General features: G+C 37.8%; 15 protein-coding genes. 3 read left to right on the forward strand and 12 right to left on the reverse strand.

Annotation, left to right across the window (positions count from 1 at the left end):
- The first annotated feature begins 77 nt into the window (after positions 1–77).
- Together EGI31_RS24575 and EGI31_RS24580 are read left to right on the forward strand one after the other, a co-directional pair.
- Complete coding sequence (locus tag EGI31_RS24575; protein ID WP_255039856.1) at positions 78–494, forward strand: hypothetical protein; 417 nt, start codon at positions 78–80, stop codon at positions 492–494.
- 18 nt (positions 495–512) lie between these two features.
- Positions 513–989, forward strand: coding sequence for a group I truncated hemoglobin (locus EGI31_RS24580; RefSeq protein WP_255039857.1), 477 nt, complete (start codon positions 513–515; stop codon positions 987–989).
- A gap of 58 nt (positions 990–1047) precedes the next feature.
- Here EGI31_RS24580 and EGI31_RS24585 read toward each other — a convergent pair whose 3' ends face one another.
- A complete protein-coding gene (locus EGI31_RS24585; RefSeq protein ID WP_255039858.1) occupies positions 1048–1509 on the reverse strand; it encodes a hypothetical protein in 462 nt (153 codons plus the stop codon).
- Positions 1510–1781: 272 nt separating this feature from the next.
- Between EGI31_RS24585 and EGI31_RS24590 the strand changes: the two genes are divergently transcribed.
- Entirely contained in the window at positions 1782–3578 is a 1797-nt protein-coding gene (locus EGI31_RS24590) for a hypothetical protein (RefSeq protein ID WP_255039859.1), read from the forward strand.
- A gap of 229 nt (positions 3579–3807) precedes the next feature.
- On the opposite strand, the gene EGI31_RS24595 is transcribed toward EGI31_RS24590, so the two are convergent.
- From EGI31_RS24595 to EGI31_RS24645, 11 genes are all read right to left on the reverse strand, one after another.
- Positions 3808–4725: a substrate-binding domain-containing protein gene (locus EGI31_RS24595; protein ID WP_255039860.1), complete on the reverse strand. Its 918-nt coding sequence runs from the start codon at positions 4723–4725 to the stop codon at positions 3808–3810.
- Positions 4726–4839: 114 nt separating this feature from the next.
- Positions 4840–5166, reverse strand: coding sequence for a type II toxin-antitoxin system RelE/ParE family toxin (locus EGI31_RS24600; protein ID WP_255039861.1), 327 nt, complete (start codon positions 5164–5166; stop codon positions 4840–4842).
- Positions 5156–5377 carry a hypothetical protein gene (locus EGI31_RS24605; protein ID WP_255039862.1) on the reverse strand — a complete coding sequence of 74 codons (222 nt, stop codon included), beginning with the start codon at positions 5375–5377 and terminating at the stop codon, positions 5156–5158. The genes EGI31_RS24600 and EGI31_RS24605 overlap by 11 nt, the downstream gene beginning before the upstream one ends.
- A 117-nt stretch (positions 5378–5494) precedes the next feature.
- Entirely contained in the window at positions 5495–6373 is an 879-nt protein-coding gene (locus EGI31_RS24610) for a YitT family protein (RefSeq protein ID WP_255039863.1), read from the reverse strand.
- 9 nt (positions 6374–6382) lie between these two features.
- Positions 6383–6961 carry an HD domain-containing protein gene (locus EGI31_RS24615; protein WP_255039864.1) on the reverse strand — a complete coding sequence of 193 codons (579 nt, stop codon included), beginning with the start codon at positions 6959–6961 and terminating at the stop codon, positions 6383–6385.
- 6 nt (positions 6962–6967) lie between these two features.
- The gene (locus EGI31_RS24620) at positions 6968–9289 is read right to left on the reverse strand and encodes an adenylate/guanylate cyclase domain-containing protein (protein WP_255039865.1); all 2322 of its coding nucleotides are present in this window, start codon (positions 9287–9289) and stop codon (positions 6968–6970) included.
- A gap of 187 nt (positions 9290–9476) precedes the next feature.
- A complete protein-coding gene (locus EGI31_RS24625) occupies positions 9477–10418 on the reverse strand; it encodes an ABC transporter permease (protein ID WP_255039866.1) in 942 nt (313 codons plus the stop codon).
- Positions 10405–11883 (reverse strand): sugar ABC transporter ATP-binding protein, encoded by a 1479-nt coding sequence (locus EGI31_RS24630; RefSeq protein ID WP_255039867.1) that lies wholly within the window; start codon positions 11881–11883, stop codon positions 10405–10407. The genes EGI31_RS24625 and EGI31_RS24630 overlap by 14 nt, the downstream gene beginning before the upstream one ends.
- A 246-nt stretch (positions 11884–12129) precedes the next feature.
- A complete protein-coding gene (locus EGI31_RS24635; protein ID WP_255039868.1) occupies positions 12130–13296 on the reverse strand; it encodes a Gfo/Idh/MocA family protein in 1167 nt (388 codons plus the stop codon).
- Between the two features lie 157 nt (positions 13297–13453).
- The gene (locus tag EGI31_RS24640; RefSeq protein WP_255039869.1) at positions 13454–14485 is read right to left on the reverse strand and encodes a sugar phosphate isomerase/epimerase family protein; all 1032 of its coding nucleotides are present in this window, start codon (positions 14483–14485) and stop codon (positions 13454–13456) included.
- A 105-nt stretch (positions 14486–14590) separates the two neighbouring features.
- A complete protein-coding gene (locus tag EGI31_RS24645; protein ID WP_255039870.1) occupies positions 14591–15793 on the reverse strand; it encodes a hypothetical protein in 1203 nt (400 codons plus the stop codon).
- Between the last annotated feature and the right edge of the window lie 101 nt (positions 15794–15894).

A 15894-nucleotide genomic window follows, 5' to 3' on the forward strand; every position in this document is an offset into this window, starting at 1 on the left:
CGCCCAGAAAAAAAATCAAAAACTTTCAATCCAAAAAATCATCCTCTACGTAACTGAATCAAATTTCTACTAATAACATGAGAAAAGGAATCAAAATTACGCAGTACAGTTTCGCAGCAATGTTTATTGGTCTTCTGGTGTATGCCAATTGGCAACCGAAACCTCTTCACGCTTATGCCAAAGACTCACAGTTGAGTATTTATCAGCTTAAAAAACCAGCTACAGAGCAAGATTTACAAAGAATCAACGATGAGTTGGAACAAGTGAAAGGGATTTCAGCAGTGGCGGGTAATACCGAAAGTCAGATGTTAAGTGTAGTGTTTCATCCGGATGAAATCTCAGAAAACGATGTAAAAACTTGGCTCGCCGAAAAAAACATCGGGTTTGATAAAGCTGATTTCTCGATAGACGGTCCACCGGCGGCTGAATGCCCAGTTCCACATGAATATATCATGGGATTTCAAAAAATTAAGTACGCATTAAATTTTCGTTAAACATAAAACAAAACAATTATGAAATTGGTAAAGATTTCGATGTTAGCCTTGGTGCTAGGTATGATGATGACCTCTTGCAAAGAGGAAGAGGAGATGGTGGCTACCCCAACACTTTACGAGCGTTTGGGCGGTGTGAATGCCATTTCAGCAGTAGTAGATGAGTTTATTGGCCGTGTGGCAGCTAATCCAGACATGAAACGCACTTTTCAACCATTGTTGACAGAAGTGGGCGAAAAAGGAGCAGCTTCTCCAAAGTTAATAGCTTTGAGACAAAACCTCATAGACCAAATAGGTGAGGCTTCAGGTGGACCACAAAAATATATGGGTAAAGACATGGTAACGGCTCACAAAGGCATGAATATTACCGAAGTTGAATTTAACTCTTTGGCAGGAAACCTTTCAGGTGCATTGGATAAATTCAGTGTTCCGGCTACAGAGAAGAACGAACTATTAACTGTAATAGGAAGCTTAAAGCCATCTATCGTAGGAAAATAGTTTAAATGGGAGATAAGGATAGTTAAACACCTCTGGGCTTTGTCTGGGGGTGTTTTTTTTATTTCAGAAACTGAAAATAATTTTCTTGAATAATGACTCCTTGCCAGTTTGAAAACTCTTTTTTCCAAATTAGTTTGTTGGTAGCGATACTCACTCCCCTGTTCGTAAAATCAGAATATTTAGCACTAGTTATCAAAACAGAATCACTTTCCCACTTTATTGGATACAGAAATTGAAACTCACCAATTTGTCTAAGTAAGTGCTGATTAATATTAGAAATTGTATCTTTCGATATAGCCAATGAATGAAAAACTCTAGAATACCCCAATGCACCGTGATCGAATTTATAGGAAAAGACCACATTTTTCCGATTGGGAGAAAATAGCCTATTCTCAATAATTAAATCTTTGTCCTTAGGGGTTACTACCATTATTTCAGGCATTTCTTTTTTAAAGAAAGCATCATAAAAGAGAATTACAATTAAACCAGAAAGTACAAGTACAATAATTTTAAATTTCATACATCAACCGTATTTCTACAAAGGTAAAAAAAATAGAATTATCTATATTTTATAGTTTAAAAACTCAATCCCAAAAAAATCCAAAACCTATCCCAAGTCATTTTTTAGAAAAACTGCGAAATATACTTTTACAACCTGAACTGGTAAACTGCAATTACGCACCGAAGCCAGCCAAATTGTTGATTGATAACCAAAAAAGAATTTCTTTCCAGCCAATATGCCTTGGGGCTCCAAAATCATAGCAACGGGCATATTCTCAAAAAACTACAATTATGACAGCACATTCATTTCATATTCCTGTAATGGGACTAGGTTACACTGTCGAAACGCCAGCCAAGGTTGCACACTTTGGTATTTCGTCGGTAATTTCTATCGTTGAGGACAATTTGATAGAAAAAATGAGGAAGATGTATTACGAACGTGAAGGACTTGAATATCAGGAAATAAAACTTAAAGATGAGGATTATAGAGCCAAAAGAATCACTTCATACTTGAACATAATAAAACGTGTGGTTGATGCCAATTTTGAAAGATTGAAAAGTCAAGAATTTGAAGCAGGAACTCAATTGACCAACTATTTTGAACTCCTACCGGACAATGCCGACTTGAAAAAATTATATCTAGAGATGTTGTCAGCTGATGAAACTGACAAACTTGAATTAGGTAAAGAATTGAAAGCCAAAATGATAAAGGGTTCTATTGATGTGAATATCATGACCAAGCTCGACAAGTTTAATTATGATAAAAACGGCGAGCAATTGGCTCCTGAATTTTGCGATGCTATGGCCGCATTGAGAGGTTTTGCACTTTCTGATTTAAATTCAGGAATTGTTTTTTCAGCAGGCATGAACCCTCGTTTGTTTAGTTATTGTACTTCTTTCCCTGATTTTTTCCCTGATAAAAACGGAAATTTTAAGAAACAAATCATCTTGAAAGTAAGCGATTACCGCTCAGCATTGATTCAGGGAAAATTTTTGGCAAAAAAAGGCCTTTGGGTCACAGAGTTTAGAATAGAATCTGGCTTGAATTGTGGCGGACACGCTTTTGCCTCAGGAGGTACACTTTTGGGTCCAATTATGGAAGAATTCAAAACCAAAAAACAAGAACTCGTTGCCGAATTAAAACAGATATGCGAGAAAACTTGGAAAGAAATGGGCCTTGAAAACATTAGCCCGTCTCTAAAAATTACGGTTCAAGGTGGCGTGGGTACGGCTAATGAGCACAATTTCCTTTTGGAGCATTACCAAGTCGATAGTGTGGGTTGGGGAAGTCCATTTTTGATGGTTCCTGAAGTATTAAGTATTGACAATGAATCGCTTAGCCTTTTGGTAAATGCAAAAAAAGAGGACTACTACTTAAGTGATGCCTCGCCTTTGGGAGTTCCTTTTAATAATATAAAAAATACTTCTTCAGAACTATTGATACAAACTCGAATGGACAAAAATCGCCCAGGCTCGCCTTGTTACAAGAAGTTTTTGCAGTTTGATACTGAGTTTACGAAAATTCCGATTTGTACGGCTTCGAGAGAATATCAAAATTTGAAGGAGATTCAGATGAAACAGCCCGAAACCCCAGAAAAAGTAATCAAAAAAGGTGAAGAGATACTAAAAGTAAAAGAATGCTTGTGTGAAGGTTTGGCAGCTTCTGCCTTGATGGCGAATGGAATTGAGCCAGACCGCAACCTTTCGGCCGTTTCTATATGTCCAGGACCAAACTTAGCGTATTTCTCCGGCATTTTTTCAATGAAAAGCATGATTGGACATATTTATGGAAAGGAAAATTTGTTGAATAGTTTGGAACGACCCCACATGTTTGTAAACGAACTTGAACTGAATATAAAATACCTTAAGAATCAAATCAGGAAGTTTACAGATGAGACCATTGAGCAACAAATAAAATTTGTGGAGACATTTAAAAACAATCTTTTCGAAGGTATAAATTATTACAAAGAATTGGCTGATAGCATGAAAGCTGAAACTAAAACTTTCATTGAAAAAATGAAAAATGATTTGGAAGAAATCGAGAATGAATTGTTCCAAATTACTATCGGCGAACCCGAATTGGCCTAAAATTATCTATTCCACCATGCATCTCAAAGCCTCTTTTCTTTATTGGGAAGGGGCTTTTTTGTGATTTCTAATGGCACACGGATTTTGTGGATTGGACCGCACCGGCGGCTCGGACGGATAGAATTAAAAGATGAGTTGGAAATAAAAAATTTAAGAAAAAACTAAGTGTTTTGGCAAAAAATATCTGTGTCAAATCCGTGTTAATCCGTGTTCCATCAACCAAAAAACATCACTTCAAATACCCCCCAACATTTTCCTTGGTCACCAATTCAAAAGGAATCAAAACTTCTTTCTCAAAAGGCTGTTTCTTAGCGATTTTTACGGCGGTTTCAATGGCACCAGCACCTTGTTGGTTGGCATTTTGGAAAACTGTGGCATTTAGTTCGCCCTTCTGCACAGAAGCCAAAGCATCTTTGATGGCATCTACACTAATTACCAATACTTTATCTTTTTGTCCTGCAGCTTGGAGAGCTTTTACTGCACCAAGGCCCATCTCGTCATTATGTGCAAATACGGCGTTTATTTTATCACCATAGGACTGAATCCAGTTTTGCATTAAGTCCATACTTTTAGCTCTGTCCCATTCGCCTGTTTGTTGTGCAATTAGCTTTATATCTGGATATTGTTTTAAAACTTCCTTGGCTCCTTCTTCCCTTTGGAGTTGTGCGGCCTGTCCCATCAAGCCATGTATCATGACCATATTTCCTTTTCCTCCCAATTTATCCGCAATAAATTTCATGGCTATTCTTGCTGATTCTACGTCATTGGAACCGACAAAGGCAGTCGGGGTGGCACTTGTAGCCGAATTTACATTGATTATCGGAATTTTGGTCGCCAAAGCTTTGGTCACCGCAGGTGAACTGGCCTCAAACTCTATGGGATTCATGATAATTACATCCACTTTTTGGGCAATAAAACTCTCTACCTGTTCGATTTGTTTCAAAGGAGAACGTTCTGCATCCACAATTATCAATTCAGCTCCCAATTCATCCGCCTTTTTTTGCATTTCATCAGCAATATTTACGATGAATTCATTTTGCATACTGAGCATCGTGGCACCTATTTTTAACTTCTTTTCGTCAGATTTTTTTGAAGAATTACAGGAAAATAGGCAGATAACAGTAAGAAAAATGAATATGTTTTTCATGAAATGTTAAGGTTTATTACAGTAGTTTTAAGAATATAAAGGTAAGTAAGGCATAAAAGTTTTGGCACTTTGAATCTGTCTTTTAAAATCAAAAAGCTTAAAAAATTCAAAATCTCAATTCAATCCTTCTAATCTCCTATTCAATTCTTCATCAGGTATATAATCACTTTCAGATTTATCATAAATCGAAACCAAAAAGACAGTTTCTTTGAGTATTTTGACACAGGTTATAACCCTTGCTCCACCACTTTTTCCACCCGATTTAGACCCAATAGCCATTCTTATCTTAAAAAAGTTCTTTCCTAAAGGTGTACCCAAACTCGGATTTTCCCTAATGAGCTTTGCTAAATTTAGAATATCTAGCTTCAGGGACTTGTACTTCTTATAAAGCTCTTTGAAATCTTTTTGAAAATCTTTAGTAGGTACAATTTTATAGTTCATCTAAAAACTCCTCTAAAGTCTTCAATTCGATTTCTCCTCTCAAATGTTGATTGATTTGTTCAACACTTCGTGAGATACCATCCAGAATTTCTTGCTTTTTCCTAGCTTTTTGCGTTTGATCCAAACTCGACCGCAGTTTTGTTCTTTTAATGAACTCCATTACAAACTGCTTTTCGCTATCGTTTCGTGGCTTGATTGTTATGCTTTCCATATTTTTTTGAAATATTAGTTAACAAATATAGCTTTTTTAGAATTTAGCCCACCAAGGGTTAACCTATTTTTTACAACATCGATCAGGCAAAAACAAATCATTTGCCAAGATTGGTTATTAATGCTTCACAATCTCCTTGACAATTCCACCCTGGGGTTCTCTGACTGTACTAGTGAAAATAAATGATTTGGGATCAATACTGCGAACTATATTCTGCAACTTACGAACCTCTAGACGAGTAACTATGGTGAAGATAATATCAACGTCAGAACTTACATCAAAAGATTCTTTCATAAACCCACGCTCGCCCTTATAGATGGTTATTCCTCGATTCAAATTCATCACAAGTTCCCTTTTTATTTCCTCGCTTTTTCCAGAAATAATAGTTACACCTGTGTAGGCCTCAATACCCTCTATAACGTACTTAGTTACCTGACTGGCCACGAGATAAGTCATTATGGCATAGAGAGCCGTCTCAATTTTGAGGAACACAGCCGCAATAATAAAAATGACTATGTTCATGGCCAAGATAATCTCGGTGATGCTGAAGCTACTTTTTTTGAAAGTCATAAGAGCTAAAACCTCCATGCCGTCGAAGGTTCCACCCCCTCGCATACACAAACCAATGCCTATTCCCATAAAAAATCCACCAAACATAGCCACCAAAAGTTTGTCGTGGGTAAGCTCGTGAAAAGGCACAAAAATTAGAATCAGTACAATCAACAAAATGGCGGACATACTTCTGATGGCAAAATGCTTACCCACAATAAAATAAGCCAAAGCTATGAAAGGAGCATTGATTACAACCAATATGATACTCAAATCCCAATGTTTTACTTCATGTGTCAGAAGAGAAATCCCCATTACACCGCCATCTAAAAAATGATTTGGGACAAGAAAACTCTTCAGAGCAAAACTTGCTGAGGTAACCCCTAACAACAGATAAATAATATCAGACAAAGAAAAAATGGGGCTATGGGTTTTATTTGTGCTCATGAAGGAGAATTACAATAATTTTGATTTTACGATTTTTAAATTTTCTTCTTTTTTAGGTTTTCTTTTTTGGTTGGATGTTTTGGTAAAGAAACTATGGCTCTCTAAAAATTTTTCCTGTAAGAAATTCCAATCACGTTCCGAACTTATAATGCCTAACATAGTGAGCTCATCAAAAAGTTTGTCACCAATTGTAAAAAAATCATCCCTTCCCAGATAATCCAAATCCGCATCGGCCAAAATTTCTTCTAAGTGGTTATGGGGTGTTTGAGGTATTTTGGTGGCCATAATCATCCCCTTTATGGTGTCTATCTGCGACTGAGAATATCCATAATTGGGCAAATATTCTTGTGCGATAACACAAGAATTGGCCTCGTGGTCTTTGGCTCCATGTAAAAACCCCGTGTCATGAAAAAGGGCTGCTGTTTTTAACAACTTTATTTCTTCAGCGTTCTTTTGCTCGGCTTTACCAATTTCAGCAGAAGCCTTTATGACATCTTCAACATGGTTTACACTATGATAGGTTAAATGCTTCGGAAGTTTATTTTTCAGCTCCGAAATTATCACTTTTTTTATCTCATTGTATCTCATAGAATACTAAATACTTTTTTTGACAAAATACATATCCAATGCACCTTTTCCTTTGGTTTCTATTTTTCCACGGTATTCGCAGTCAAATTGCTCACCAATAAGAGCATAAGTAGAACCCGAAACGTTCAATTTGCCCTTTTCTCCGTTTTGCTCCATTCTGGCGGCGGTGTTTACAGTATCGCCCCAAATATCGTAAGCAAATTTCTTCACTCCAACTATTCCTGCAATAACTGGTCCTGAATGAATTCCGATCCGAATTTCAAATGAATTTTCGTTTTGAGACCGCTTTTTGTTGATAAACTCCAATATTTCCAGTCCCGCATTGACAGCGTTTTGGGCATGGTTAATACTAGATGTAGGTAAACCGCTTACCGCCAAGTAGGCGTCACCAATGGTTTTTATTTTCTCCAAACCATACTTTTCCATGATGACATCGAACTCGGTAAAACAAACATTAAGTTCATCCAGCATTTTTTGTACGCCCAATTGCTCAGATTTCTGTGTAAAATTCACAAAATCAGTAAATAAAACCGATACTTCGTCATAATGTCTGGCACTGCTTTCACCATTTAACTTTAGTTCTTCAGCGACTTCGTGGGGTAAAATATTCAAAAGTAAATCATCCGATTTTCGCTTTTCCAAAGCTATTTTTTTGTTGTCTTTTTGTTTTTGGAAATAAGAAAATCCTGCAAAACCCAACAAAGCCAAAGAGAGAGCCATACCCAATGCCCAAATGTTTTTTTCGTATTTAGAGTTTTCTATTTCTGCCTTTGCCAAAGCATCTTTCTTCTCCTGATTTATTTTGGCAATCTCTTTTTCTTGGTTAAATTTCAGCGTTATAGCCTTTTGTTTTTCTTCATATTTTAGTAGAATCAACTTTCTCTTTAATTCTTCCTCCAGCACTAGCCTTTTCTTTTCTTCTTCGGTTTTGGCCAATGCTTGTTTTTTCTCAAACTCAAATTTTAGGGCTTTCAATTCTATCTGCTTCTCCAAATCGAGACGTTTGGTTTCTTCTTCCAGTTTGATTCTACTTTGCTCAATTTTCATCTGATATTCCGATTCGTAATCAGAGTATTCTCTCAATTTCTCTTGGCCGTAAACTATCTCTCGAGATTCGATTGACTTTTTCAAATAATAAAGTGCCAAGTCATAATTTTCTAGAATTTCATAACCTTTCGACAGTTTCTCGAAGTTCTTATAAAGGTAATATTGTGCACCTAAATTTTCTTCTAAAGTCTTTGAAGATGCTTCTAATTTTGATAACCATTCTTTTAAAACTTCTCGTTTCTTTGAATCGGTTTTAAGCGAAAGACTATCTTCTAAAAGCCTACTCACATTGACAAGATATAGTTGATTTCTAAATGATTTTTTATATCCTTGAATATCTTCCTCTGGGACTAAGTCTATGGCCTTTAATATATTTTGTTCTGCTTTATCAAAGATTTTTTCCTTTTCCGAAATCTGTGAGTTTGTGGCATAAACCAAAGCCAAAATTGTGCTATTCCCGGATTTTTCAAAAAACTCTTTGGTTCCATTCAAATAAAATTTGGCTGAATCCAATTGATTAAGTTGGACAAAACTTGATGCTAGATATGTTTTAGTTTGAGCTTCAAAAACCGCATTTTTTGTTTTGTTTAAACTCAAACTTTTATGAAATGAAGAAATAGCTTTTTTATAGTCATTACTACCAGAATAAAATATTCCGAGAATAAAGTAGGCGTCATTTAGATTATCAGGAAAATTAATTTTGACAAAATCAATATACTTATTTACGGCCTCAAAAGTCTTTTTAAGGTTATTCTGACTAAAATTACTCGAGAACAAACCCTTGAAAGATTCTAAAACTAATTGTTTACTAATCTTCTTCCCTGCATTATAGGCATTTATATTTTTCTGATAATATTCCTCGGCTTTACTTGTCTCTTTTTTAAATATGTGATACCCACCCAAAAGATAATTTAAAGTTGCCAGTTGGTTAATATTATCCGTGTTTTCAAATAGCTTTTCAGCTTTTTGTAAATAAATGTATGACTCATCCAATCTATTTTTAAACATAACAAGCTGAGCTTTGCCGAGATTTAAACTGCCAAGCATTTCTTTATCCTTTGACTCGGAATTCTCAGTTAGCATATAGTCAATGTATCTCAGTGAACTATCAATCTTTTGAATCTGAAAATACTTTTGATAAAGTTCATAATGTATCCTTGTCCTTGCTTTAAGTGTAGATGCAGTATCCAACTTTGACTTGAGGCCCAAAATTTCAGGAGTTTCTTGAGCCAAAATGACAAGACTGTGTAGTAGAAAAATAAAAGTTAGCCTGGTTTTCAAAATGGTTTTTTTTCAAAAATATACAAAAACGCAATGCTCTACAAATATTATTCACTCGAAATCATTATTACCTCAAAACAGAATACCCCTATTTTTTTGTAGAAATTCGAACTAATTTTTTGTGCAAATCGATGAGTTATTAAGAAATCTAAGTTTATTAAAGTCAAAAAACGAATGATTCATTTACTTACGAAGCCATTCTCTTTTGATTCCAACTGTCTAGCAGAACAGCTCCAATGATGATGGCTCCCATTATAACTTGTTGATAATAAGAACTTACATTTAACAAATCGAGACCGTTATTTATCACGCCAATCAACAATGCACCTATCAAAGTTCCAGCGATAGTGCCTGTTCCTCCACTGGTACTTGTACCACCTATAATGGCTGCCGCAATAGCATCCAGCTCGAAGCCTGCTCCTGCGTTGGGTTGACCTGTGGTTATTCTTGAAGTGAGTAATATTCCTGCTAAGCCGGCCAAAGTACCACAAAGTGCATATACGGCCATTTTGATTTTGTTTACATTGATTCCCGAAGCCCAGGCTGCTTGCTCGTTGCCCCCAATTGCGTAAACGTATCTTCCGAAAACTGTATTTTTCAATAGTAAATAACTGATAATAAACACAATGACTAAAACTATGATCGGAAATGGAATACCAAAAATGTCTCCACCGCCTATAAAATTGAAAGAATCTGATAGGTTTGAAATAGGTCGGCCGTTGCTTAAAATTAATGCCAATCCACGGCCGATGGTCATTATACCTAAAGTGACAATAAAAGGAGCAATTTTGCTTTTGGTGATGATAAGTCCATTGAGAAGTCCAAAAACTAAGCCAGCCAAAAGTCCTCCAAAAATGGGAACAATCAATGGCAAATCAGGCGGAGAAGCTAACAATGCGGCTACTACCCCAGCCACCGCAAGGATTGACCCAACTGACAAATCAATGCCGCCGGCGATGATGACAAACGTAACGCCAAACGCCAAAAGGGCATTTATAGAAACTTGGGTGATGATAATTGTCCAATTGGACAACGTCAAAAACTGAGAGCTTGCATAACTCAAAAAACAACAGATAAGTAAAAACGCAAGAAAAATCCCGTATTGACGAATAGAATTAATGAACTGCATATTGCATAATTTTTTCTTGTGAAGCCTCAGATTTAGGCAAAATCACTTTTTGCTTCCCTTTAGAAAGCACCAAGATTCGGTCACATAGACCTAGAATTTCCGGCATTTCAGAGGAAATTAAAATAATGGCCAATCCTTTGGCTTTTAGGGTATTAATTAATTTATAAATTTCAAATTTAGCTCCTACGTCAATTCCCCTTGTGGGTTCGTCTAGGATGATAACCTTAGGATTTGACATTAAAACCTTTCCAATCACCACCTTTTGCTGATTACCTCCACTCAGACTAATCACTTTCTGACCCAAACCCCTTGCCTTTACTTTCAAATCTTCGAAAACTACTTGCGTACTTTTTGTCTCTGAATCCGTATCGACAAAACCCAGTTTAGAAAAACTTTTCAGCGAAGAAAGTGAGATATTCTCACGAATATTCATTTGCGGTATAAATCCCAAGGCTTTTCTGTCCTCACTCACAAAACCTATTCCGAGTTCAATAGCATCAGAAGGTGAATTTATTGGGACTTCAAGACCTTCTAGTTCAATTATTCCCGAATCATATTTATCCAATCCAGCAATGGCTCGAGCAATTTCAGACCTCCCGGCTCCAACCAATCCTGCCAAACCCAAAACTTGTCCTGCTTTAACTTCAAAATTTATGTTTGAAAATACACCTTTTTTGGAAAGATTTCTAACTGAAATAAGAGTCCGTCCCATTTCAGTTTTGGATTCTGGAAAAATCTCCGAAATTTCTCTTCCTACCATGAGTGAAATCAAACTATTGCTATTAAGCTCAGAGGCTTTTTGAGTAGAAATTAACTTCCCATCTCTCAAAACCGCAAGGGTATCAGATATTTGAAAAATCTCTTCCATTTTGTGTGAAATATAAATTATCGCAACACCCTCACTTTTAAGCTTTTCTATGATTTGAAAAAGCGTTTTTACCTCAGTATCAGACAAAACCGAGGTAGGCTCGTCCATAATTATCACTTTGGCCTTATTGCTGATGGCTTTGGCTATTTCCACCATTTGGCGGTCAGCAATGCTTAGGTTTTTTACTTTAATTTTTGGAGAAATGTCTAGTTTTAAATCTGCAAGAATTCGTTTAGACTTGGTGTTTATTTCAGACTCATTTAGCCAAGAAAACCTGTGGCTTTCTTTGCCCAAAAATATATTCTGAGCCACACTTAAATCTGGCACCATCAATATTTCTTGGTGAATCATGGCGATGCCCTTTCCTAAAATAGCATGAACTGAAAGTCCAGAAATCACTTCGCCTTCTAACAAAATCTCACCTTCATCAGGCTGTAGTAAACCCACCAAAATCTTCATCAAAGTAGATTTCCCAGCACCGTTTTCACCCATAAGGGTATGTACTTTGCCTTTTTCTATCTGCAAAGAGATATTATCGATGACTCTATTCCCAGAAAAGGATTTTGATATATTACTAAACTCAAGAATTATTGACATTCAAAATATCTTTTAACCACATAGGGCACATAGACCCACCTAAACACATTTTTCACTTAGGTACATAGTTTCAATCTGATGTTTATTTTCTTTATATACTTTCGTATTCACAAGATTAAATACTCACTTCAAATTTTAACCATACCAAGCACTTTGACTCCTTTATTCATGTTTTTACATAAAATCAAAGCCTAATTCTATGCACCTATGTGGCATTTCCCTATGTCTCTATGTGTTTATATAAACTCACCACACATACTTCCCATCCACATGCGTATCCTTCCAGCTTTTAGAATTCGCCGAATCTATCACCGCCGCACAAACTTTCTGAGTTTGAAGAGCCTCCTCAAAAGTCGGTGAGCATTTTGAGCCATCTTCCAAACTCTTTAAGAAATCGGCCACTTGGTGTACAAAACTATGCTCCCAGCCAATTCCACAACCAGGTATCCACCAGTTTTTGATATACGGATGATCCCCATCGGTGATATGTATCGACCTCCAGCCACGAGTTTGACTTTCGTCACGGTGGTCAAAATATTCCAATCGGTTCATATCATGCAAGTCCCATTTCAAAGAAGCATCTGCACCATTTACCTCAAAAGTATAAAGTGCTTTGTGTCCACGAGCATAGCGAGTAGACTCAAAAAGCCCAAGCGAACCGTTTTCAAAATGACAATGAAAAAGACAAGCATCGTCTATACCAACAGGTTCAACCTTACCCGTTAACTGATGCATACGTTGCTTCACAAAGGTTTCGGTCATAGCCGAAACATCAGTAATGCCACCATTGAGCCACATTGCCGTATCTATACAGTGAGCCAAAAGATCGCCCGTAACTCCCGAACCGGCAGCTCCTACATCCATTCTCCAAAGACCCTCACCACCTTGTGGTAGGTCCTCACTTATAGTCCAATCTTGCAAGAAATTGGCTCTGTAATGATAGATTTTACCCAATTTGCCAGAGTCAATAATATTTTTCGCCACCGTAACCGCCGGAATTCTTCTGTAATTGTACCAGACCGTGGTTTTTACGCCTGCCTTCTGAATTGCATCTACCATTTGTTGGCCTTCCTCCAGCGTTCTAGCCAAAGGTTTTTCGCATAATATCATCTTTCCAGCTGCAGCACAAGCAAGAGCAATCTCAAAATGTGAGTCATTAGGCGTGCAAATGTCCACTGCATCTATATCCTCACGTGCCACCAACGCCTTCCAGTCTGTTTCATATGACTCAAAATTCCACTGAGCAGCAAAAGCCTTCACTTTCTCCTCATTTCTTGAGCACACCGCCACCAACTTGGGCTCATATTGCAATGCCGGAAAAAAATTATGTATTCTGTTGTAGCCATTGGCATGAGCTCTGCCCATCAAACCAGTACCTACCAAACCTATTCTTAGTTGTTTTTTGTCAGCCATATCTTTAAATTTTTCAATTTTAGAATCAATTATATTTAGGCGTGCCCCGTCCCGATAGCTATCGGGAGGGTCTGGCTATCCGTTCCCGCTTTTTTTATGGGCCAAGGCCACATAAAAAAGAGCTCCACTTCTATCCCTCACGCAAACCAGACTATACCTACTCTACCCAACCGTGTTGTTTTCTCACCTGAATCATAGCAGCTAGGATGTCATTCCAAGTTTGTTGCTTGGTCATTACCTCGTTGGCAAACATGCATCCATCCCAACAAATATGTTTGAATGCCTTCGTCAAAGCACCCGACTCATCTCTTAGCCAAAGACCAGCATCGTGTGCAATATCCAGTTTGCCATTAGGGTCTGTAGCCAGGCAATGGCGACCAGTTTTGTCATGCGAACCCGTTCCATGCACAGTTCCATCGTTTTGAGCCACATGAAAATCAATCGTCCAAGGACGCAATGCAGCAGTTAATTTCTTTAAACCTTCTAAAAATGTAGCTCTATCGCCCCATTGAAAATCAACAGGTAAAACTCTGTCTTCAGGAGCATTGTAGCCCAACAAATACAGCGTAGTATGCGACATATCTGCCTGAAAACCAAGTAGTCCTGGCCTATCTACCATTTCCATGGTTTCGATTACTTTCTTCCAAGAGTGCATACCTCCCCAGCAGATTTCGCCTTCAGCGGCCAATCGCTCGCCATAATCGGCAGCAACATCACAAGCTTCTCTCCAGGTCTGAGCTATCAATTTCGTATTTCCAGCTGGGTCTTTCGCCCAGGCTTCTGGACTCGAAGCCGAATCAATACGCACGATACCATTTGGTCTGATGCCCATATTTCTGAGTTTCTGACCTATTTCGCAGGATTTTTTCACCATTTCCACGAAAGTCTTGCGTTCGTCAGCAGTTCCCATGGCTGGTCCACCCCAAATTGGAGCTACCAAACTTCCGATTTCTAAACCGTGTTTTGCAACCTTGTCGGCCAATCTTTTTACCCCATCATCTGAAGTATCAAGGTCATAATGTGGGTCAAAAAGACCTAAATCAACCCCGTCGAATTTCATACCGTCCACTTCAGCAGCGGCGGTCATTTCGAGCATGGTATCGAGGGCTATCGCAGGCTCCGAGTCTGGGCCTTTTCCAACTATGCCCGGCCATGTGGCATTGTGGAGTTTAGGATAATTATTTTCCATTTATATTTTTTATTTAAGATTGTACTTTACTTCTTCTGAACCTTTTTTCTTCCAGCATTTAAACTCAGAACTATTTCAGGTCCGACCTTCGGTGCTGACCTTATTTTAGAATTTCTCCACAACCAAGTCGGGATTTTTCGGCCCAAAATGTTTCAGAATCACAATTGGGTCAGTACTAGAAGGATTTGAAATCACAACTCCTTCTTTAGCAGCCTTTTCGGTGATAAAAAACTCATCGTTGGTCAATTGTCCATAACGAATCAAAGCCGGAGTTTCGATGTCCCAAACACCCATTTTGCCATGTCCTTGCATCACGATACAGCCATACGCTGCCGAATCTTTAATGGTTACTGTTTGTCCAGGTAATACAGTTAATTCTTTCGCACTAAAATCTTCCGATTTGTAGCAAATCCAATTTTCTATAAATCCTTCGGCTTGCATTTCCGCAAGTGATTTTACAGGTTTTGGAAGCATGAAAAACTTCTCAACAATATTCGGGTCAGTGTTTAGTTCCCAGTCAATTACACTGACCAATTCATCATAATCACCGATTTTATCTTTCGGAGTTCCTTTCCAAAGCAATTCTTCTGGCACAATAGCCTCATTTACAAGACTTTGATACATGGCAAATATATCAGAGGCTTTCTGTGGCTCGTATGTGCACAAACTACCAGGTGCGTGCAAAACTCCCGGCGGAACAAACCAACCCGTACCCGGCTCTAATCGCTGAGCAGCGGAATAATTGGTAATTTTGTTGTCTCCTTCGGTAAAGTTCATTAAGCACTCCTTTATCTGCTCTTTGGTAGTTCCTGGGGTTATTCCAAAAAAGGTATAAGGAAAATCACCACCGTGGTTGTTCAATTGTGGCGGAAAATAATAGGCTTCTGGCTTACCATTTTGGCCCACCAAAGCTGCTTTTTCATCATTGTGATGAATATGATGAGGCAATGGCCCCATATTGTCAAAAAACTTAGAGTACATGGGCCATGCTCTGTATTCGTTCCAAAGCCTTTCTCCGATGATTTCGGCACCTACTTCGTCGATAGCATCTTTGAGGGATATTTTTTCATCATTGTGCACAATCATGCTCAGGCCTTCATTCTCACCTGTAAGAGGACCATTTTCAGCGGGAGTGGTGGACGAAAGCCAACGCTCATCTATACCTCCTCTTACACCTCCAAGCACATAATAATCGTCGGGGTGGAGTTTGATTCTTCGCCCGGGTACACAGAACGAACGCGGTACCCATGTTGGGGCTAATCTTAATATTCCTTGGCCTTGTTCTAGGGCTTTTTTTATACTACTCATGGTTGAATTTTTTGTTTAAATATATATTTTTTTAAGGATTGAATAAAGCTATTTATTTTATTCCTTCGTTTTTATTTATTATCATCAATTTAAAAAAAGTA

This window comes from Lacihabitans soyangensis (assembly GCF_024343775.1).
Classification (GTDB): Bacteria; Bacteroidota; Bacteroidia; order Cytophagales; family Spirosomataceae; genus Leadbetterella; species Leadbetterella soyangensis.